General features: G+C 62.2%; 19 protein-coding genes and 1 riboswitch. Of the genes, 9 read left to right on the top strand and 10 right to left on the bottom strand.

From position 1 onward, the window contains the following. Positions 1–747: 747 nt before the first annotated feature. Complete coding sequence (locus GVK95_RS17980) at positions 748–2,538, bottom strand: ABC transporter ATP-binding protein/permease (RefSeq protein WP_159952077.1); 1,791 nt, start codon at positions 2,536–2,538, stop codon at positions 748–750. A 134-nt stretch (positions 2,539–2,672) separates the two neighbouring features. Beyond that, positions 2,673–2,786, top strand: a riboswitch (TPP riboswitch). Between the two features lie 47 nt (positions 2,787–2,833). Between GVK95_RS17980 and thiB the strand changes: the two genes are divergently transcribed. The 4 genes from thiB (at position 2,834) to GVK95_RS17960 (ending at position 8,086) form a co-directional block, all read left to right on the top strand. Then, a complete protein-coding gene (gene thiB, locus GVK95_RS17975; protein ID WP_244618806.1) occupies positions 2,834–3,874 on the top strand; it encodes a thiamine ABC transporter substrate binding subunit in 1,041 nt (346 codons plus the stop codon). Positions 3,875–3,884: 10 nt separating this feature from the next. Next, the gene (thiP, locus tag GVK95_RS17970; protein ID WP_159952076.1) at positions 3,885–5,519 is read left to right on the top strand and encodes a thiamine/thiamine pyrophosphate ABC transporter permease; all 1,635 of its coding nucleotides are present in this window, start codon (positions 3,885–3,887) and stop codon (positions 5,517–5,519) included. Next, positions 5,519–6,319 (top strand): ATP-binding cassette domain-containing protein, encoded by an 801-nt coding sequence (locus tag GVK95_RS17965; protein WP_159952119.1) that lies wholly within the window; start codon positions 5,519–5,521, stop codon positions 6,317–6,319. The genes thiP and GVK95_RS17965 overlap by 1 nt, the downstream gene beginning before the upstream one ends. A gap of 318 nt (positions 6,320–6,637) precedes the next feature. Then, complete coding sequence (locus GVK95_RS17960) at positions 6,638–8,086, top strand: M48 family metalloprotease (RefSeq protein ID WP_244618805.1); 1,449 nt, start codon at positions 6,638–6,640, stop codon at positions 8,084–8,086. Between the two features lie 88 nt (positions 8,087–8,174). Here the strand turns inward: GVK95_RS17960 and GVK95_RS17955 are convergent, their stop codons facing one another. Next, positions 8,175–9,176 carry an NADP-dependent oxidoreductase gene (locus GVK95_RS17955; RefSeq protein WP_159952074.1) on the bottom strand — a complete coding sequence of 334 codons (1,002 nt, stop codon included), beginning with the start codon at positions 9,174–9,176 and terminating at the stop codon, positions 8,175–8,177. 42 nt (positions 9,177–9,218) lie between these two features. Then, on the bottom strand, positions 9,219–10,034 hold the full coding sequence (locus GVK95_RS17950) for an oxidoreductase (RefSeq protein ID WP_159952073.1): 816 nt from the start codon (positions 10,032–10,034) through the stop codon (positions 9,219–9,221). A gap of 89 nt (positions 10,035–10,123) precedes the next feature. On the opposite strand from GVK95_RS17950, the gene GVK95_RS17945 reads away from it, so the two are divergent. Continuing rightward, on the top strand, positions 10,124–10,555 hold the full coding sequence (locus tag GVK95_RS17945) for a helix-turn-helix domain-containing protein (protein ID WP_159952072.1): 432 nt from the start codon (positions 10,124–10,126) through the stop codon (positions 10,553–10,555). A gap of 181 nt (positions 10,556–10,736) precedes the next feature. On the opposite strand, the gene GVK95_RS17940 is transcribed toward GVK95_RS17945, so the two are convergent. Both GVK95_RS17940 and leuB read right to left on the bottom strand, forming a co-directional pair. After that, complete coding sequence (locus GVK95_RS17940) at positions 10,737–11,609, bottom strand: RNA polymerase factor sigma-32 (protein WP_159952071.1); 873 nt, start codon at positions 11,607–11,609, stop codon at positions 10,737–10,739. Between the two features lie 402 nt (positions 11,610–12,011). Then, entirely contained in the window at positions 12,012–13,124 is a 1,113-nt protein-coding gene (gene leuB / locus GVK95_RS17935; RefSeq protein WP_159952070.1) for a 3-isopropylmalate dehydrogenase, read from the bottom strand. Between the two features lie 184 nt (positions 13,125–13,308). On the opposite strand from leuB, the gene GVK95_RS17930 reads away from it, so the two are divergent. Beyond that, positions 13,309–14,241, top strand: coding sequence for a pyridoxal-phosphate dependent enzyme (locus GVK95_RS17930; RefSeq protein ID WP_159952118.1), 933 nt, complete (start codon positions 13,309–13,311; stop codon positions 14,239–14,241). A gap of 313 nt (positions 14,242–14,554) precedes the next feature. Then, complete coding sequence (locus GVK95_RS17925; RefSeq protein WP_244618810.1) at positions 14,555–16,258, top strand: diguanylate cyclase; 1,704 nt, start codon at positions 14,555–14,557, stop codon at positions 16,256–16,258. A 204-nt stretch (positions 16,259–16,462) separates the two neighbouring features. Here GVK95_RS17925 and GVK95_RS17920 read toward each other — a convergent pair whose 3' ends face one another. From GVK95_RS17920 to GVK95_RS17910, 3 genes are all read right to left on the bottom strand, one after another. Next, on the bottom strand, positions 16,463–16,801 hold the full coding sequence (locus GVK95_RS17920; RefSeq protein ID WP_159952068.1) for an HNH endonuclease signature motif containing protein: 339 nt from the start codon (positions 16,799–16,801) through the stop codon (positions 16,463–16,465). A 232-nt stretch (positions 16,802–17,033) separates the two neighbouring features. Continuing rightward, on the bottom strand, positions 17,034–17,639 hold the full coding sequence (gene leuD, locus GVK95_RS17915; protein ID WP_159952067.1) for a 3-isopropylmalate dehydratase small subunit: 606 nt from the start codon (positions 17,637–17,639) through the stop codon (positions 17,034–17,036). A 260-nt stretch (positions 17,640–17,899) separates the two neighbouring features. After that, positions 17,900–18,130, bottom strand: coding sequence for a hypothetical protein (locus GVK95_RS17910; RefSeq protein WP_159952066.1), 231 nt, complete (start codon positions 18,128–18,130; stop codon positions 17,900–17,902). Between the two features lie 111 nt (positions 18,131–18,241). Between GVK95_RS17910 and GVK95_RS17905 the strand changes: the two genes are divergently transcribed. Together GVK95_RS17905 and GVK95_RS17900 are read left to right on the top strand one after the other, a co-directional pair. Then, a complete protein-coding gene (locus GVK95_RS17905; protein ID WP_159952065.1) occupies positions 18,242–19,165 on the top strand; it encodes a CoA ester lyase in 924 nt (307 codons plus the stop codon). Further along, positions 19,162–19,368, top strand: coding sequence for a DUF1737 domain-containing protein (locus GVK95_RS17900; RefSeq protein WP_159952064.1), 207 nt, complete (start codon positions 19,162–19,164; stop codon positions 19,366–19,368). The genes GVK95_RS17905 and GVK95_RS17900 overlap by 4 nt, the downstream gene beginning before the upstream one ends. 44 nt (positions 19,369–19,412) lie before the next feature. Here the strand turns inward: GVK95_RS17900 and GVK95_RS17895 are convergent, their stop codons facing one another. Both GVK95_RS17895 and GVK95_RS17890 read right to left on the bottom strand, forming a co-directional pair. Then, positions 19,413–20,162: an SDR family oxidoreductase gene (locus GVK95_RS17895; RefSeq protein WP_159952063.1), complete on the bottom strand. Its 750-nt coding sequence runs from the start codon at positions 20,160–20,162 to the stop codon at positions 19,413–19,415. A 117-nt stretch (positions 20,163–20,279) separates the two neighbouring features. Further along, on the bottom strand, positions 20,280–20,720 hold the full coding sequence (locus GVK95_RS17890) for a metallopeptidase family protein (RefSeq protein ID WP_007596900.1): 441 nt from the start codon (positions 20,718–20,720) through the stop codon (positions 20,280–20,282). Positions 20,721–20,875: the final 155 nt, after the last annotated feature.

Below are 20,875 nucleotides of genomic sequence, written 5' to 3'. Positions count from 1 at the left end.
TCCTTCCGGCGCCCTGTTCGGCGATTTTTGCCGGTTGCATGCGTCTCTCTGGCAAGGCGGCTCTGGCCGGCGAAACCAAGCGTTTCACCGTCAACCGGGCTTGGGTCCGAAACGTCTCATCGAGACGTCCTGGCCGGGTGCCCGGGAGGTTCTCGGCGGATGTGCGCACATCCCGACCTGACCCTCGCCCGGGGAGCCTTGGCATTGTCGCCGCAGCTCCCGCCGTCTTTGTCACCGCAACCGAAAGATCAATCACTCGATCAACCTATCAGGTCCGGCGCCTTGTTTGTGTGCCGCTGAGGCACGTCCGATGGCCGTTGGGATCGAGGTTGGCTCAAACCATCCGAGGTCTTTGCCATCCACCACCCCGCCACCGGAGGGAGACCGTTGCATCCGGCCCGGAGGGTCTGGCCTGCGACAGCCGCGCCCTCCGGCGCCGGTTCCGCTTCGCCGGGCTCGCAACACCCGGTGTATCCGAAGGCGGAACGGGGAGGATTATGGCATGGGTGAAAACCAGGGGGATGAAATGGGGTGTGTTTTATTGAAAAGGTTGGGGGAATTGGAAAAGTCATCCCCGCGGGAGGTGGTTGTGCGGTGGTTTGTGCGGGTGAGCCCCCTCATCCGCCCTTCGGGCACCTTCTCCCTCGGGGGGAGAAGGAAGTCAGCGGCCGGGGCGGCCGCTCAGGCGGCGCGGGGCCGCGCGCCGGCCTTGTAAAATCGGTGTACGGAACGACGGACAGGCGCCGATCAATCCACCAGGGCATCCGCAGCGTGGCCGGTGCGTTCCAGATGCAAGAGCCTTGGATTGGTGGCCTTGAGATAGGCGGCGGAGCGGCCGATATAGAGGAGCGTCGTGTCGCCGAGTTCGCCGAGAATGCGGCATAGCCGCTCTTCGGTGGCGGGTTCCAGGCCTTCCAGCACGTCGTAGAAGACCACCCAGCGCGGCTTGCGCAGGAGGATATTGGCGAAGGCCAGCGCCATCTGTTCGTCCTTGTCCAGCGCTCGGTCCCAGCGGGCGCGGTCGTCGAGGCGCCGGACCAGTTCGTCCAGGCCGACGCGGGTGAGGGCTGCAGCCAGTTCGGCATCGGTAAAGCTGGCGGAGGGTGCGGGATAGGCCAAAAGGCTGCGCAAGCGCCCCTCCGGCAGGTAGCCGACCTGCGGCACGAAGAGGATTTCCTCATTGGCGGGCAAGGTCACCTTGCCTTCACCGAACGGCCAAAGGCCGGCCAGCGCATTGAACAGAAGCTTGCGGTTCACGCCCTGGTCGCCATTGACCATGATCTTTTCGCCGGCCCTGATGGTGATATCGCGTTCCTTGAGGCGGAAGGCGCTTTCGCAGGCATCACCGTTGACCCTGACGCAGATCTCCAGCGCCTCGAGGTCGACCTGGCCCGGCTTGCCGCTTGCCATCGTGATGCGCCCGGCGGTCAGCACCTGCTGGTCGAGATCCATCAGGGCAGCACGAAAGACGGTGACGCGCATCAGGGCGGCGCGCCAGTCGGCGATGGCGCCGAAATTGTCGACATACCAGCGCAGCGCCGAATAGACCTGGGTGAAGGCGGCCGCCGCCATCATCAGGCCGCCAAAGCTCATCGGGCCGGCGAAATAGGCGGGCGACGCGATCAGGATCGGCACGATGATCGCCAGCCAGCCGAAACCGGCAGTGACCCAGGTGAGATTGGTCAGCGCCATGGCGAGATGGCGGATCGATCCGATGACGGTGTCGAGCGTCTGGTGGATATGGCGGCGTTCGGTTTCCTCGCCGCGCGCCAGCGCGATCGCTTCCAGATTTTCATTCGCCCGCATCAGCGAGAAACGCAGGTCGGCTTCGCGGGCGTAGCGATCGGCATTGAGCTTCGAGAGCTTGGTACCGACCAGCTGGCTGAGCAGCGAGGCTGCGAGCGCATAGAGGATGGCGCCCCAGACCATGTAGCCGGGGATGGCAAAGCTGTATCCGGCTACATGAAAGGTGAAATTGCTCGACAGGTTCCACAAGACGCCGATGAAGCTGACGAGGAGAATGGTCGACTGGACCAGGCCTATCGTCAGCGAGGTGGTCATTTCGGCGAGTTTGCGGGCGTCTTCATGCAGGCGCTGGTCGGGATTGACGCCGAGCGGGCTCGACATCGACAAGCGGAAGGCCCGTTTGTCCTTGAGCCACTGGTCGACGACATCGCGCGACAGGCCCTCGCGCATATAGAGCGCGGTCATCTGGTTGAGCCAGGTCTGGATGACATTGAGCAGCAGCAGGAAGCCGGCAATGATGGCGAAGTTGCGCAATTCGTTGAGGAAGGCTGAGAGATCACGCCGTTCCAGCGCGTTGTAGAAGGGCGCATTCCACTGATTGAGCAGTACGGTGCCGTAGGCGGTCAGAAGGATGATGCCGAGCAGCGCGGTGGCGACGCCGAGAATGCGGTTGCGGACCGCCGAACGCCAGAAACTGTCGGCGGCAATCGAGACCTGACGGCTGAAACTCAGTTCGACGGTTGCAACGGCGTTTTCCGCGGAGGCCTGCTGCTCGGTATGAAACGTAACCATGCACACTCATCCCATCTATCGAAGGCAAGGTCTAGCATGCGGGGCTTGCGTTTCCCTTACCTGTCGATGCATGGCGGCCTTGCGTGATGTGGAAGGCACATCTTGCGCTGATCCGCGCGGCGCGCTATTTCAGGCGTGCTCTAACGGGGTGCCTTTCGTTCCATCGGGACGAAATGCTGAGAGGCGAAAGCCAACCCGCGGAACCTGATCCGGTTAACACCGGCGGAGGGATTAGACGCGTCGATCGCAAAGCGCCCTATCCCGAGATCAATTGTTTTTTTAGGAGGAGGGCGTCATGCCATCATATCTCGTCGACACCTTGCGTTCCGGCCTTACCGCTTCGCTTCTTGCCACGGGCCTTCTCGGCTCAAGTCTTGCGTTTCCGGCGCATGCCGCCGACAAGACACTGACCGTCTATACGTATGAGAGCTTCATTTCCGAATGGGGCCCCGGGCCGAAGGTCAAGGAAGCCTTCGAGAAGAGCTGCGGCTGCACGGTCAATTTCGTCGGCGTGGCCGATGGCGTGGCATTGCTGACCCGGCTGAAGCTGGAAGGCGAAGGCTCGAAGGCCGATGTGGTTCTCGGCCTCGACACCAGCCTGGCCGAAGAGGCCAAGCAGACCGGCCTGTTCGAGGCCTCCGGCGCCGACCTCGCCAAGGCCAAGGTGCCGGGCGGGTTTTCCGACGAGGTCTTCGTGCCCTATGACTACGGTCATTTCGCCGTGGTCTATGACACCGAGACGCTGAAGACCCCGCCAAAGAGCCTGCAGGAACTGGTCGATGGCGATCCGAGCCAGAAGATCGTCATCGAGGATCCGCGCACCTCGACGCCGGGGCTTGGCCTGCTGCTCTGGGTGAAGTCGGTCTATGGCGACAAGGCGCCGGAAGCCTGGGCGAAGCTCAAGGGCCGCGTGCTGACGGTGACGCCGGGCTGGTCGGAGGCTTACGGCCTGTTCACCAAGGGCGAGGCACCGATGGTGCTGTCCTATACCACGTCGCCGGCCTATCACATGGTGGCGGAAGAGACCGACCGTTATCAGGCGGCGGAATTCTCCGAGGGCCATTACATCCAGATCGAGGTCGCGGGCCTGTTGAAAAACGCGCCGCAAAAGGATCTGGCCCGGCAGTTCCTTGCCTTCATGCTGGAGCCGGGCTTCCAGGACACGATCCCGACGAACAACTGGATGATGCCGGCGGCTGCGACATCCGAGCCGCTGCCGGACGCTTTCGGCAAGCTGGTGCAGCCGAAGACCACGTTCCTGATGAACTCGGCCGAGGTCGCTGCCAACCGCAAGGCGTGGATCGACGAATGGCTGTCGGCGATGACGCTGAACTGAGCCTTGCGGCATGGCACGCCCACGCATCCTGTCGAACGCTGAAAGACTGCCGGCTCTGGCCGGTGGTCTTCTGGTGCTGGCGCTGGTGGCGGGCTTTATCGGCACGGCGCTGGCAGCCCTGCTCAGCGGCCGGATGGACGGCGCGTTCCTCGGCGTGATCGGCGATCCGGTGGTGCATTCGGTGCTGCGCTTCACGCTGTTTCAGGCGGCTCTTTCGACGGTGCTGTCGATTGTCCTCGCCCTGCCGGTTGCCAGTGCGCTGGCGCGCCAGCCGGGTTTTGCCGGTCGTCGCTGGCTGATCCGGTTGATGGCGGTACCGATGGGCCTGCCGGTGCTGATCGGGGCGCTCGGGCTGATCGGTATCTTCGGGCGGCAGGGCATCATCAACGATGGCCTGCTTCTGACCGGTCTTGCCGAGCCGGTGTCGATCTACGGGCTGACCGGCATCCTGATCGCACATGTGTTCTTCAACCTGCCGCTGGCGACCCGGCTGATGCTGTCGGCGCTGGAGCGGGTGCCGGCGGAATACTGGCGCTCGGCGGCAAGCCTCGGCCTGTCGCCGCTATCGACCTTCCGCTTCATCGAATGGCCGGTGCTGGCGCGGGTCATTCCAGGCGCTAGCGGCCTGATCTTCATGCTCTGCGCCACCAGCTTCACGCTGGTGCTGGTGTTTGGCGGGGGGCCGGCGGCAACGACGATCGAGGTGGCGATCTATCAGGCGCTGCGCTTCGATTTCGATCCGGAGCGGGCGGTTTCGCTGGCGCTGATGCAGATCGTCGTCACCGGCGCGATCCTTTCAGCCCTGAGCCTGCTGCCGGCAGCGGTCGATACCGGCCAGACCAGCGGTCGGCGGTTTGTCCGTTTCGACGGCATGGGGCTGCCGATCCGGCTTCTGGATGCTGTCGTGCTCTTGCTGGCGGCGCTGTTTCTCGTGCTGCCGCTGGCGCAGGTGGTCGTGTCGGGGGTGAATGCCGATCTGCTCAAGCTGGTCTGGGAGCCGGCATTCCGGCAGGCGGCGGGCACCAGCCTGATCATCGCATCGTCGGCCGGCCTGCTGTCGCTCGCCTGCGCTTACGGCGTGGTATCGGCCCGGGCCGCGCTTTCGTCGGCGCGCCCTTCCGCCATCGGAGCGCGGCTGTTTTCGGCAGTGCTCGGGGCAAGTTCGTCGCTGGTGCTGCTGGTGCCGACCAGTGTGCTGGCGACCGGCTGGTTTCTGGCGCTGCGCCAGACAGGCGACATCGCCAGCTTCGCACCAGTGATCGTCATCGGCATCAATGCGCTGATGGCGCTGCCGTTTACCATGCGGGTGCTGGAGCCGGCCTTTGTCGAGCACCGGGCACGGACAACCCGGCTTTCGGCCTCGCTCGGGCTAGGTGGATTTTCCCGGTTCCGGCTGGTTGACTGGCCTGTGCTGAAGCGGCCGCTGGCCATGGCGCTGGCCTTTGCCATGGCACTGTCGCTGGGCGATCTCGGGGCGGTGGCGCTGTTCGGATCGGAAAACATCTCGACGCTGCCGTCGCTGATCTATGCGCGCATGGGCAGCTATCGCAGCCATGACGCCGATGGCCTTGCGCTCATTCTCGGGGCCATCTGTCTGGCGCTGGCGCTGGTCGGCGCGCCGCAAGGAAAGGAAATACGCCGATGATGACGGAAGGATCGGCGGCGATCCGCCTCGACCAGGTGCGGTTGACGCTTGGAGCGGTATCCTTCGACTTCGACTGCCGCTTCGAGGCGGGGGCGATCACGGCGGTTGTCGGGGCTTCGGGCTCGGGCAAATCGACCTTGCTCAACCTGATTTCCGGCTTCGAGCGGCCAGACAGCGGGCGCGTCCTGATCGGCGACCAGGATGTTACCGAGCTTGCACCCGCCGCGCGGCCGGTGTCGCTGGTGTTCCAGGACAACAACCTGTTTGCCCATCTCGACCTCTACACCAATATCGGGCTCGGCATTCATCCGGCGCTGCGGTTGACGTCGGCGGACCGCAAAGTGGTGTCGCTTGCGCTGGAGCGGGTCGGACTTGGCGGGTTCGAGCGACGCCTGCCGGGTTCGCTGTCGGGTGGCGAACGGCAGCGGGCGGCCTTTGCCCGGGCACTGGTGCGGCAAAAACCGGTGCTGCTGCTCGACGAGCCGTTTGCGGCCCTCGATCCGGGGCTGCGGGCGGTGATGGTCGATCTGCTCGCCGATCTACACGGCGAGACCGGGGCGACGATCGTGCTCGTCACCCATGATCCGCGCGATGTCGAGCGGCTGGCCAGCGACGTGGTGTTTCTCGAGGCCGGTCGCGTGCTGGTTGCAGCGGCGACGGCTGACTTTTTTGCCCGGCAGGATCTCGACGCGGTTCGGCGTTTTGGCGGACACTTTGCCGAACCCGATGCCGAACCCGGTGCCTCGACCGGTGCCTTGCCGGGTGCCTTGCCGGGTGCTGGCGCTTGGCCTTCGCCTTAATTTCGTCGTTCGCCGGTGTCATGCGCCAAGGGAATGGGTGCTTGGCGTCAACAAGCCTTGGTCATATCGTGTGTCGCCACTATCTTAATCAGCATGCGGTTTTTTCGCATTGTGTGAAATGGCGGCAGATGCTTGATGGGATGGACCGATTCTCGGTTTGGTTGGCTGCGTGATTGCGTGGCTATCGGCCGGGATCTCGGGCTCGACGGGCACTGACGAAGGTGTAGGCAAAGGGGCAGGATGCAGTTTTTGACCGGGAACAGCGCGTTGGCCGCCGAAAACGTTCGGCGGCGCGGGTCCGCGAGGTTTGTCTCGTCGATGGCTGGCCTTGTCAGCCTCAGCCTCCTGCTGTCTTCCTGCCAGTCGCTGTTCGAGCAGGCCTATGTGCCGAGCGTCGCACCGTCGACCAATCCGCAGATCGTCGACGAGGTGCAGAAGGACGATCCGCGGGCGCAGATGGGCGCACGCGAACATCCGCGCATCGTCGCCTCCTATGGTGGCGAATATTCCGACGCGAAGACCGAACGGCTTGTGGCGCGCATTGCCGGGGCGCTGACGGCGGTATCGGAAAACCCGAACCAGTCCTACCGGATCACCATCCTCAATTCGCCGGCGATCAACGCGTTTGCGCTGCCGGGCGGTTATCTCTATGTGACGCGCGGGTTGCTGGCGCTGGCCAATGACGCGTCGGAAGTCGCGGCCGTGCTCAGCCACGAAATGGCGCACGTGACCGCCAACCACGGCATCGAGCGGCAGCGCCGCGAAGAGGCGGAAGTGATCGCCAGCCGGGTGGTCGCCGAGGTTCTGTCGAGCGATCTGGCCGGCAAGCAGGCGCTGGCGCGTGGCAAACTGCGCCTTGCCGCCTTCTCGCGCCAGCAGGAGTTGCAGGCCGACGTGATCGGCGTGCGCACGCTGGGCGAGGCCGGATACGATCCTTATGCGGCGGCGCGCTTCCTCGATTCGATGGCGCGCTACAGCCAGTTCACCTCGGTCGATCCCGATGCCGACCAGAGCCTCGACTTCCTGTCGAGCCATCCGAACGCGCCGCAGCGCGTCGAGCTGGCCAAGCGCCATGCAAGGGCGTTCGGTCCGGAAGGTACGCATGGCGAGACCGGGCGCGACTATTATCTGAACGGCATCAACGGCCTGCTCTATGGCGACAGCCCGCAGGAAGGCTATGTGCGCGGCCAGACCTTCCTGCATGGCACGCTCGGCATCCGCTTCGACGTGCCGGCCGGCTTCCAGATCGACAACAAGGTCGAGGCAGTGCTGGCGACCGGGCCGGGCGATGTGGCGATCCGTTTCGACGGTGTTGCCGACAGCCAGAAGATGACGCTGTCGAACTATATTTCCAGCGGCTGGGTCACCGGGCTCCTGCCGGAAACGATCCAGATGACCATGGTCAACGGGCTGGAGGCGGCGACGGCGCGGGCCTCGGCCGATCGCTGGGATTTCGATATTACCGTGATCCGCATCGGCACGCAGATCTTCCGCTTCCTCACCGCCGTGCCGAAGGGCAGTGCGGCCCTGGAGCCGACGGCGCAGCAGCTGCGCACGAGTTTCCGGCGGATCTCGCCGGAGGAAGCCGCCACGCTGAAGCCGCTGCGGGTTCGCGTCGTCACCGTCGGGGCAAAGGACGATATCGGCACGCTGTCGGCCCGGATGATGGGCACCGACCGCAAGCTCGAACTGTTCCGGCTGATCAACGCGCTCGGACCGACATCGACGGTGGCACCGGGCATGCGGGTGAAGATCATCTCCGAGTGAGGGGTGGAGGGGCCGAGAGGCCCGGCTCCTGCGCTGGATTCGTGCTGTTGCCATGGCGTGCCGAGAGTTTGCAAACTTCGGGCGATTGTCATTTCACGGCGATGACGACCTTTCCCTTCGCCCGACCCGTTTCGACATGCGCCAGTGCTTCGTTGGTCTTGTCGAACGGGAAGATGCGGTCCATCACGGGGCGCAAGCGACCTGTTTCGATAAGCCGGGTGATTTTTTCGAGTTGTTCGCCGTTCGCCCTCATGAAGAGGAATGAATATCGAATTCCGCGGTGTTTCGACTTGTTCCGGATGCCGAAGCTTAGCAGGCGCATGACCTGTTGAAGCAGCCAGCCGGAGCCAGCCTGCCTGGCAAAGTCCAGATCGGGCGGACCGGAAATCGAGATCAGCTTCCCGCCCCGCTTCAGCACGCCGAGGGATTTTTCCAGTGTCTCCTTGCCGAGGCCGTTCAGTACGACATCGTAATCGTGAAGCACCGTCTCGAAGTCTTCAGTCTTATAGTCGATCACGACATCGGCGCCGAGATTTCTGACAAGATCGACATTCGCCGTGCTTGTGGTTGTGGCGACATGGGCGCCGAGATGCTTGGCCAACTGGATAGCTATGGTGCCCACGCCGCCCGATCCAGCATGGATCAGGACTTTCTGCCCCTTCTGCACATTGGCGCGCTCGACAAGGGCTTGCCAGGCCGTCAGGGCGACAAGTGGAATGGAGGCAGCCTGTTCCATGGTCAGATTCATCGGCTTCAGGGCAACATCCGCCTCGTCCATGGCGATGTACTCTGCAAATGTACCGATGCGATCCTGGGCGGGACGTGCGTAGACCTCATCGCCCGTCTTGAACTGCCGGACTTTGGCGCCGACCCGGACGACGACACCGGCGACATCGTTGCCCAGCACCAGGGGAAGGCGATAGGGCAGGATGAGCTTGAACTCTCCGTCCCTGATCTTGCTGTCCAGGACATTGACGCCTGCTGCATGGATCTCGACCAGCACGTCATTGTCGCGCAATTCCGGTTGAGCGATCTCCCCAAGCTTGAGGGTGCCACCCTTGGCGTAGCGGTCGATGAGGTATGCTTTCATGAGACTAACTCCCGTTTGATCGGTGCGAGGCAAGGCGACTTTTCAGCCGGGGAGCCTATTGAATTTCCGCAGGTTCCTGTCGACGAAGGCTTCGGGCAGGAAGCGGCGTAGAAAGCGGACCTGCGCTGCAGCTTTTCCGGCTGTGTAGCGCCTTTTGGGTGACGCGGCATTGGCGGCCCTGACGACTGCCTGGGCGACCACGTCGGGTGCATCACCCTTCGCGACGATCTCGCGCATCAGTCTCTCCGCATCGGCACGAACCGTCTCGTAGAGAGCCAATGGCCGATCCGGGCGCGTGATGTTCTCTTCGAACGAGGTGCGGGTCACACCGGGCTCGACAAGCACGATACGGATGCCCTGGGTTCGTACTTCGTGATCGAGCGATTCCGAGTAACCTTCGATGGCATGCTTGGTCGATGCATAGAGCGCATTGTAGGGCGCCGGGATCAGTCCGAGGATGGAACTCAGATTGATGATGCGCCCCCGACCCTGCCGCCTCATCGCCGGCAGGACGGCATTGGTCATGCGAATGGTGCCGAACACGTTCACATCGAATATGGCCTTGGCCTGCTCCGTCGTGGATTCTTCGGCGCCGCCCAGCAGACCGATCCCCGCATTGTTGACGAGAAGGTCAATTCTTCCCGCACGGCTGAGAACCTCGTCGATGGTGTTCTGTACGGATATATCGTCGATGACATCGCAGACAAGCATGGTGATGCCATCGCTCGTATCAGCCGTCGGCTTGCGACTGGTGCCGAAGACCCGGTAGCCGTCGCGCCGCAGTGCCTTTGCCGTTACCAGCCCGATGCCGGAGGATGCTCCGGTGACCAGGGCTATGCCGCGTTCTGTCTTGCTCATCGGTTGGTGCTTTCATTTTGTCGTGGAATATCGATGAACGATCAGTTACTATCAAATTCATATCAAGTCACTATTAAAAAGATACTAACATGAAAAAACTTTCTGACCAGCCGTGCCTGATTGCCCGAAGCCTGGCGCTTGTCGGGGATGCCTGGAGCATGCTGATCATGCGTGATGCCCATGCGGGGCTGACCCGTTTCGATGAATTCCGCAAGAGTCTCGGGATTGCGCCGACGATGCTGACTTCCCGGCTTGCAGCGCTGACGGAAGACGGGCTCTTGGAGAAGCGGCGCTATTCGGAGCGTCCGCCACGGGATGAATATGTCCTGACAGAAGCCGGTCGCGACTTTCTGCCGGTTCTGTTTGCGATTGGCGCCTGGGGACGCAAGCATCGCGGCGGAGGCAAGGTAACGCGCTTCTTCGACGCCGAAACAGGGACCGAGATCGATCCCGTTACGATAGATCGGGAAACCGGCGCTCCAGTCGGAACGCGCGCCATCCGAATTGCCATGCCCGAGTGAGCGGGATGAAGCCATTGCCAGACGTCGAGGCCAGATACGTCGAGCGGAGCCGGGAGCAGCGCGTGGATCGTTTTTAACATGCAACCAGCCCCGGCATTGCTGCCGAGGCTGGCTGTTGTGAAAGCTGGTTGCCGATACTGTCTGGATGAAGACAGCACTTTCCGATCGGTAATCGCCTGCCTTAGTACGCCATCTCGTAGCGGCTGGCTGCCGGCACACGCGTGGTCAGCGCGGATTTCAGCTTTTCCAGCGCGCGGGTTTCGATCTGGCGGACGCGTTCCTTGGAAATGCCGAGTTCGACGCCGAGTTCTTCCAGCGTTGCGCCATCTTCGGTCAGGCGGCGGGCCTTGATGATGCGGCTTTCGCGTTCGTTGAGCTGGGTGAGCGCGCTTCTCAGCCAGCCGGTCCAGCGTTCGCCGTCGATAATGCTGGTGACCTGTTCGTCCGGCAGTCTCTCATTGCTTTTCAGCATTTCGAGCTGTTCTGTGCCTTCGCCATGACGGCCGGCGACGGGGGTCTGCAGGGAGGCGTCATTGCCGGTCAGGCGGGCATCCATCGACTGGACGTCGGCGAGGCTGACGCCGAGTGCCGTGGCGATTTCCTCGTGGATGGCCTGGTCGCTTAACCGGTTGTCGCCCTGGGCGAGCTTGGCGCGCAGGCGGCGCAGGTTGAAGAACAGCGCCTTTTGCGACGAGCTCGTGCCGCCACGCACGATCGACCAGTTGCGCAGGATATAATCCTGCATCGAGGCGCGGATCCACCAGCCGGCATAGGTCGAGAAGCGTACCTCGCGACCGGGATCGAAGCGGGCGGCGGCCTCGAGAAGGCCGATATAGCCTTCCTGTATCATGTCGTTGAGCGGCAGGCCGAAGCCACGGAATTTCGAGGCCATGGCGATGACCAGGCGCATATGGGCCTGGGCGATGCGGTTGCGCGCATCCTGATCGTTGTTGTCCTTCCAGCGGATCGCCAGATCCAGCTCTTCCTGCCGTTCGAGATAGGGCTGCGACATCGCATATTTGATGATGTGTCTGTCAGCGGACATGGCTTTCATCGAAATCTCTCCATGGTCGGTGCGGACCGTTTGCTGGCAAGAGCCTTATTTGCGCATTTCAGCATCAACGGACAAAGGGCGCTAATGTTCCATGGCGTGTGGCGGCGTCTTGTCGAGGCGATTTGTTCGGCCGGCTTGGTTCAGGCTGGCCTGGTTCAGGCGGCTTCCGTCTGAATAGATCTACGCTGGAGAGCGGTGTCCGGATTTGTGGCGATGCGCGGCAGGCAGGCTTTTCACGCAGTTGTGACAATTATCGGCGGGGCAATTGGCTGCGTGACGATTGCCGGAGTTGCAATTACCGGCGGGCGCAGTGGCAAAGGGAAATGCCGGATGCGACGAACGCAAAACGGCGCGGATTGCTCCGCGCCGCTTTATGTTTTCGCCAAGGCGAAAAAGGATAGATCAGGCCGACAGGGCCTTGAATTCGGCGAGGATCGCATCGCCCATTTCGACGGTGCCGACTTCCGTTGCGCCTTCGGCCATGATGTCGCCGGTGCGGATGCCCTTGTCGAGCACGTTGGCGATCGCCTTTTCCAGCCGGTCGGCTTCCTCGACCATGTTGAACGAGTAGCGCAGGCACATGGCGAACGAGGCGATCATGGCGATCGGGTTGGCAGTGCCGCGGCCGGCGATGTCCGGGGCCGAGCCATGCACCGGCTCATAGAGCGCCTTGCGCTTGCCGGTCTTGGCATCGGGTGCGCCGAGCGAGGCGGAGGGCAGCATGCCGAGCGAACCGGTCAGCATGGCGGCAACATCCGACAGCATGTCGCCGAACAGGTTGTCGGTGACGATGACGTCGAACTGCTTTGGCGCCCGCACCAGCTGCATGCCGCCGGCGTCTGCCAGCATGTGCTCGAGCTTGACGTCGGAGAACTTCTCCTTGTGGGTCGCGGTGACCACCTGGTTCCACAACACGCCCGACTTCATCACGTTGCGCTTTTCCATCGAGCAGACGCGGTTGCCGCGGGTGCGGGCCATTTCGAAGGCGACGGCAGAGATGCGCTCGATCTCGTAGGTGTCGTAGACCTGGGTATCGATGGCGCGCTTCTGGCCATTGCCGAGATCGGTGATGGTCTTCGGCTCGCCGAAATAGACGCCGCCGGTCAGTTCGCGGATGATCAGGATGTCGAGGCCTTCGACCAGTTCGGGCTTAAGCGACGAGGCGTTGGCCAGCGCCGGATAGCAGATCGCCGGACGCAGGTTGGCGAACAGTTCGAGATCCTTGCGCAGGCGCAGCAGGCCGGCTTCCGGGCGCACCTCGTAAGGCACGTCATCCCATTTCGGGCCGCCGACAGCGCCGAACAGCACGGCATCGGCGGCAAGCGCCTTGGCCATGTCGTCTTCCGAGATCGCGGCACCATGGGCGTCATAGGCGGATCCGCCGACCAGGCCTTCCTCGATGACGAAGCCGGCAGCCTTCTCGGCATTCATATAGGCGATGATCTTGCGGACTTCGGCCATGGCCTCCGGGCCGATGCCGTCGCCGGGCAGAAGAAGAAGATTGCGCTCAGTCATGATAGCCTCCGCTGAAAAACAAGTTGCGGTTTCTTAGACCCCGACCCTTGGCATTTCAAGCGAGCAAGGGGCGGAAACGGTACGGTTTGCCGGGTGCTCTCGCGCATCCCGCTCGGTTGACGGGCACGTGTTTGCCGGTCACAAGAGCGCATCTCTCTCCAATTCCGGTGATCCTATGCCGCCCATCTCTGCGCTTCCCCTGCATCTCGACACGCCGCTGTTTCGCACCAGCGAAGCCTATAGCAAAAGCGGCCGGCCGCTGTGGCTGAAGCTCGATGCGCTGCAGCCGTCTGGCAGTTTCAAGCTGCGCGGCGTCGGCAGGCTTTGCCAGCATGAGGTGGAGAACGGCGCTGGGGAAATCTTCTGCGCCTCGGGCGGCAATGCCGGCATTGCGGCCGCCTATGCGGGCCGCGCGCTCGGCGTGCCGGTGACGATCGTGGTGCCGGAAACGACTTCGGTCGAGGTGCGGCTGCTGATCGAGGCGACGGGAGCATCGGTGCTGGTGCATGGCGCGGTGTTCGACGAGGCCAATGCGCATGCGATCGCGCTCGCCGAGGCGCGCAAGGCGGCCTATGTGCATCCCTTCGACCATCCGCTGCTCTGGGACGGTCATGGCACGCTGATCGACGAAGTGGTAGCGAAGGGGGCGGAATTCGACTGCGTCATCGCCAGCGTCGGCGGTGGTGGGTTGATGGCGGGGATCGTGGCAGGACTGCAGCGCAACGGGCTGTCCGATGTCCCGGTGATTGCCGTCGAAACCGAGGGGGCTGCCTCGCTCAATGCCAGCGTCATGGCCGGCGAGCGGCTGACGCTGCCGGCGATCACCTCGATTGCCAATTCGCTCGGCGCGCGTCAGGTGGCGCAACATGTCTTCGATCTGCCGAAACGCCATCCGATCGAGAGCGTGACGGTCAGCGATGCGGACGCCGTTGCCGCCTGCCTGAAGTTTGCCGACGCCTATCGCATCCTGGTCGAGCCGGCCTGCGGCGCAGCGCTCGCCGTGGCCGATGTGCATGCCGGGCTTTTGTCACGGTTCGAAAACCCGCTGATCGAGGTCTGCGGCGGGATCGGCGTGTCGCTTGCCAAGCTGAAGGCCTGGCAGGAGACGCTGCTTTAGGGGCGGTCGTGGGAAAGACGGGCGGGCCGATGCGGGTGGGGGAGACGTGCTGGGGGTGAGTTTTGGGAATGCCGTGGCTGGTTTGCGGCAGAAGCGGACAATTTGCTTCAGGCGACACACTGTCCGAATAGGGACCGGCAGGAGAACGTCCGCTTTAAATTCAGCGTCGACCTGCAGCTTGTCCGCGTCGTCCGCCAAGTCGTAAACGATCACTTTGCTGCTCTTAACGGCATTAAAAGCATTTTGCGCTATCCCAAGGTCTATGACATCGGGCGGTTTTTTTAGAGATCTAACAGTATATCTGTTGCTGGTGATGCTCGCACAATTGGGTGCCAACGTCGCCAGTGCAAGCGATTCCACCAGCATTCGAACGTCATGCTGGGCCGTCGGCACGCTTTCGGAAGACATCGTCGCAGTGGCTCGCGATGAACCCAGATGGACCTGCTCTGGCCCAGACCACCAATTCTCCATCGATGCCGAACGAGTGCTCCTGCGCTTCGACATCACACCCAGTCAAGAACCTCCTCGATATCTGCTTTCAAGGCGGAGCGCGCTTGAAGCGGTGCATCTGCTGGCCATCGACCAGGACGGCGCGGTTCGGCAGACGTCGTTTCCTTCCGCCGCCTTGCGCAGTTCCATGGCCGGAGGATACTTCAAGGCAGACCTACCAGACGTAACTCGAATGACTCGGCAGATCGTCGCTGTCGTTGACCTGCCGAGCCACCGGATGACGTTGGAGAAAGCATATCTTTCACCGCTTGACGCAGGCGCTAGCGTTGACGATCTGCGGCTCCTGCTGATCATAGGCGGGCTTGCCGGCATGCTCGTTATGCCGCTCATCTTCAATGCGGCATTCTACCGAGCCCTGCGTGAGCCGTTCGTGCTCTGGCACTCGGTCCTTACCTTTTCGCTGCTGATGACGATCTTCGTTACATCTGGTTTGTCGGTGGTGTTTTTCGATCCTCCGGCTATGGCGCTGAGTTGGATGACGACACTGATCTTCGGGATTACGATCGGCTCAGGCGCGATGTTCACCTACAGCTTCATCGAGCCGGGTAAGATGCATCCCCTCCTGCGGCGCATCCTGCCCTATTGTGCTGCGTGGGCGCTCTTTCTGAGCGTCTTTCATGCGAGCTTTCCCTTCGTTGCACGCCCGATCCAATCGCCAGCTTATACGGCGGCGTTTGCACCGGTTCTTGTTGTCTTTGTTTTCTCGGTGATCGATTCATTGTGTCGGGGAAGCCGCGCCGCGAGGTTCCAGGCCATCGGATACACGCCATTGGCCTTGGTCGGATTGATACGACTGGTGACCGGCGTGGCTCCCTGGCTGAACAGCGCAGACGCCATGCTCCTGTTCTATTTTGGCTGTATGTTTGAGGTGCTCTTCACCACGCTTGGGGTGGTGGAGCGCTTCATGTCCATCAAGCGAGAGCGAGATGGCGCTCGCAACGAGGCCGATCTGCTTGAACGCCTGTCTGAAACCGATCCACTGACCGGGTTGCTCAACAGGCGGGCGATAGAGCGGCAGTTCGAGCGGCTTCTTGAGGAGAGTTTTACCGCACTCGCAGTCATCGACCTCGATCATTTCAAGGCGATCAATGATGGATACGGGCATAGCATCGGCGATGAAGTGCTCAAGGCTGTCGCCGTCGCACTGAAGGCAGGCCCGAACGTGCGCGCCTACCGCCTTGGTGGGGAGGAGTTCCTGCTTCTCCTGCGGGGTCACGACGTGGGTGCACAGGCCGAGTTTCGCCGCCAAGCGATCCCCGCGATCGTCGCCAACGCGGTTCCGGGTCTCGCAGGGCTCGTGACTGCGAGCATGGGCATCACACCGATCTCTGGCGATGAAGGCTTTACGACGTTGTATGAACGAGCCGACAAGCTTCTTTACGACGCTAAGAATGGGGGACGAAACAAAACCCACAGCACAATCCCAGCGACGCAGTCATCAAACTCCATCCCGATAGATCAGGCGATCGTCGCCAGCCCCGCAGCAGCGCTGGCGGGCGCCGGCTGATAGCCGCAAGAAGGTCTCCATGCAGCGGGAGGCCGCAGTCTGGTGCTGGCGACCAGGAATCCGCCCCAAATCCGAAATCTTGTCTGACCAGGTGAACGGCAGCTTCTAGCAAATTCAACAGAAGGCTGAACGACCGACTGCGGCGCAAAGGTGACTTGAGGGCTTCGGCGCAATCCAGCCAAAAGCCGCCGTCTTCCTCAGGGCCTATTTGCGCCCGCGACCGGAACGGGTTTCCTTGGCCGAGTCGGAAAAGCCCGGAGGCTTGCTTTTGATCCAGGCGACGAATTTCTGCACCGTGGGGTCTTCGAGGAGGGCCTCGATCGTGGAAAAGTTCTTTGCGAGCTGGGAATCCGTGAAGATCGCATGGATCTGATCATGGCAGACGCGGTGCAGGCCAACGGTTTTCTTGCCACCCTTGCTCTTCGGAATCAGATGGTGGGCGTCGATCTCGTCGTCCGGAATGACGCGCTCGCACAGCGGGCAAAACACCGGCTCCGAAGCCGCGTCAGCTTCATTGAATTCATCTCTGTTCTTGCGGGCCATTGGTCAATCTTTCCAAGTGCTGGCCAGGTGACGGCCAAATGTCGATATCTGCGTTGATGATCAGAGCCACCAACGCCGGAAGAAGACTTAATTGTTTTCCGCTCCCTTTCCTGCACTTGAGGTGCAGCCCTGGTAACAAATAAAAACCGCCCGCAGCGTGTGCTGCCGGCGGTTTGATATTCCAGGGCAAGGCCAGAGACGATCCGCCGAGCTTTGCAAGCATGACGCCTGATCAGGCCCAGGGGCGCGAGCTGGCCAGCGACTGTTCGAAGACATTGATGCTCGACGCCTTTTCCAGTGTCAGGCCGATGTCGTCGAGGCCGTTCAGCATGCAGTGGCGCTTGAAGGCATCGAGTTCGAAGGTGATCTTGCCGCCATCGGGGCCTGTGATTTCCTGGCTTTCGAGGTCGACGGTCAAAACGGCATTCGAGCCGCGGCTGGCGTCGTCGAGCAGCTTTTCCAGGTTTTCCGGGCTGACGACGATCGGCAGGATGCCGTTCTTGAAACAGTTGTTGTAGAAGATGTCGGCGAACGAGGTCGAGATGACGCAGCGGATGCCGAAATCGAGCAGCGCCCAGGGCGCATGTTCACGCGACGAGCCGCAGCCGAAGTTGTCGCCGGCGACCAGGATCTGGGCGTTGCGATAGGCCGGCTTGTTGAGGATGAAATCCGGGTTTTCCGAACCGTCTTCCTTGAAGCGCGCCTCGGCGAACAGGCCCGAGCCGAGACCGGTGCGCTTGATGGTCTTCAGATAATCCTTCGGGATGATCATGTCCGTGTCGATGTTGACGACCGGAAGCGGCGCGGCAACGCCGGTGAGCTTTACGAACTTTTCCATCAATCCTGCCTTCGATCTCTGCGTGTGATCCAACGCTCCTGCGCGCTTTTCGCCCGTCTTATCCGGCGGGCGGCGCTGTGGAGCGGCGATAATGCCTCGGCAATAAAACAAAACAGCGCAAATTTGAAGGGGAATCTTGCTTTCGATCCTGAGCCCGGGCCAGAGTTCAGGCTGGCGTTCGAGATCGCGGCTTTTGACACACACGATCGTAACGTCGCCGTCTGCGCGCGCGATCGCCGCCGGAGAGCTTCACCCGACCTTCAGAGGTCGATGATCGTGCCTTTGCCATCGTTCCAGATGCGCATGTCTTCCTGACGCCGCGCCTTGGCATAGACCGGTGCCTGCTTTGTGCGCAGCATCAGCATGCGCACAGCGAGGGTCACGGTCAGGAAAGCGCCGATGACGAGCGTGAGCGAGACAGCGAACGCTGCGGCGAGCCCGATGAGAGCGAGACCTGCGACGGCGAGAACGGCGGAACGGATATTGTGCATGTTAAGTTCCTTTCACACGTTGAAGGTGGTCCTTCTTCGCCATGAATGCAAGGGGTTTTCACCGAATTGTCATCTTGCGCAAGGCGGCAAAGCTTGCCAGAAGTCAGCCCCATGACATCCTATCGCGATCATCATTCTTCAAGGCACCCTTCCGGGCTTCGTCGCTCGGTGCTGACCGTGCCGGCGATCAACCGGCGTGCGCTCGACAAGGTGGCGGGGCTGGACTGCGATGCGGTGATCTTCGATCTGGAGGATTCCGTCGCTCCGGAAAAGAAGGATGAGGCCCGCGCCAATCTCCTGGCTTTCCTTGAAAAAACCGATCTCGGCCATCGCGAGCGGATCATCCGCGTCAACGGGTCCGACAGCGCATTTTTCCGCGATGACATGGACGCCGTGCTTGCCTGCATGCCCGATGCCGTGCTGCTGCCCAAGGTCGAGGATCCGGATGCGGTGCAGAGTGTGGCCGACCTGATCGGCGAGAGCGGTGCGGCGGAAGGTCTCAGGGTCTGGGCGATGATCGAGACGCCGCGCGGGATCCTGAATGCCGCAGCGATTGCCTCGGCAGGCCGGACGGCGGATTCCAGGCTCGATGCCTTCGTCGTCGGGCTGAACGATCTGCGCAAGGCAACCGGGGTGCCGGCCGCAGCGGGCCGCAGCTATCTGGTGCCATGGCTGATGCAGGTGGTGCTGGCGGCGCGCGCCTACGGGCTGGACGTAATCGACAGCGTCTCGAACGATTTCAACGATCTGGCGGCTTTCGCGGCGGAATGCAGCCAGGGCCGGGCGATGGGTTTCGACGGCAAGATGCTGATCCATCCGGCGCAGATCGCGGCGGCCAATACGGCATTCGGCCCGAGCGCCGAGGATCTCGCCGAGGCGCGGCTGGTGGTCGCGGCCTTTGCCCGGCCCGACAATGCCGGGCTCAACGTGATCAATGCGGATGGCCGCATGATCGAACGGCTGCATCTCGACGAGGCGGAGCGTCTGCTCGCCAGGTTTCAAAGCATTCAAGACAGAAAGGTCCATGCAACGTGAAAGTCTATCGTTTCCTCACCGGTCCCGACGACGCAAACTTCTGTCATCGGGTGACCGATGCGCTGAACAAGGGTTGGGAGCTGCATGGCGCGCCGAGCCTGTCGTTCAATACGGCGACCAACCAGATGCATTGCGGCCAGGCGGTGGTGAAGACCGTGCATGGCAAGGACTATGATCCGACGATGAAGCTCGGCGAACAATAGGCACCTGTTCACCCGGGAGCCTGGCCTCTCCCGGGTGAATTGCTTCATTTGACCGCCGAATTGCCGCCATCTGCATAGAGGGCCGAACCAGCGACGAAGCTTGCCATCGGACCGGCGAGGAAGAGGGCTGCCTGGGCGATTTCCTCCGGACGGGCGATGCGCTTCAAGGCATGCAGGCCGGCGGCCCATTGCTTCTGGGCTTCGTCGCCGGCCATGGCCGTATCGGTTCCGCCCGGCAGAAGCGCGTTGGCCCTGATGCCTTTGTTTGCATAATCGGCAGTAATCCCCTTCACCAGACCCATGATGCCGGCCTTGGATGCGGCATAGGCGCCCATGCCGGGGATGCCGACGCTGGTTCCGACAAAGCTCGAGACAAAGACCAGCGCGCCTGCGCCGCGTTCCAGCATGGCGGGGATCTGGTGGCGGGCAGCGAGGAAGTTGGAGGTCAGGTTTGCCGTCAGCGTGTCCTGCCATTCCAGCAGGGTGACATCTGCGAGCGGCTTGATCGGGCCGACGGTTCCGGCGTTGTTGATGCCGATGTCCAGGCCGCCGAACCGACCGACCGCCGCATCGACAAGCGCTTCATGGGTTTGCGCTACAGTGACGTCTCCGGCGACGGCAAAAGCTCTTCCGCCCTGATCTCGAATGGCGGCGGCCACTTCTTCCAGGGGGGCAAGGCTCCTGGCATTGAGAATGAGAGAAGCGCCCTCCCGGGCAAAGAGCAGGGCGGTCGCGCGGCCAATGCCGGACGATGCGCCTGTGATGATGGCAACCTTGTTGGTGAGACTTGTCATGGAACCTCCGTTTGTTGGAGGCTCCCGGATAGGATGGGCGCCATTCGACAGCCACCCGATTCCTGCAGCGAGCTTATGCCGTGCGCTCAGGCCGGCGGGAGGACGACAGGGCCGGTCTCAGTGTTCGGCAGCCGCTTCCTCGGCGCTTTCCTCGATGCGCTCCATGTCGTCGTCGGACAGGCCGAAATGGTGGCCGATCTCGTGGATCAGGACATGGGTGATGATATCGCCCAGCGTTTCGTCGTTTTCGGCCCAGTAATCGAGGATCGGCCGGCGATAGAGCGTGATCCGGTTGGGCATCTCGCCGGTTTCCATGGTGAAACGCTCGGAAATGCCGCGGCCCTCGAACAGACCCAGCAGATCGAACGGCGTTTCCAGCGCCATGTCCTCAAAGATCTCATCCGTCGGGAAGTCGCTGATCTCGATGATCAGTTCGCCGGTCAGCGCGCGAAACTCCTGCGGCAGGTGGCCATAGGCTTCGATCGCCAGCGACTCGAAGGTGCTGATCGTCGGGGCATGGCGTTCGCGCCAATCTTCGGTCTGGTCAATGCGGGCCATTGGAACTCCTAACTACAGCCGACATATAGGCATTTCGCCCGCGCATTTCGAGAGCAAATCCGGTCAAGGAATAAATTCACAATGAATCCGGTTGACTCTTGGGCGGAGCTCTGGAATCCATAGGAACATAAAGAGAACATTTCGACAGGAGAGAT

Source organism: Rhizobium sp. 18065, assembly GCF_902706095.1.
Classification (GTDB): Bacteria; Pseudomonadota; Alphaproteobacteria; order Rhizobiales; family Rhizobiaceae; genus Allorhizobium.
This window is presented reverse-complemented; position numbering and strand designations above follow the sequence as displayed.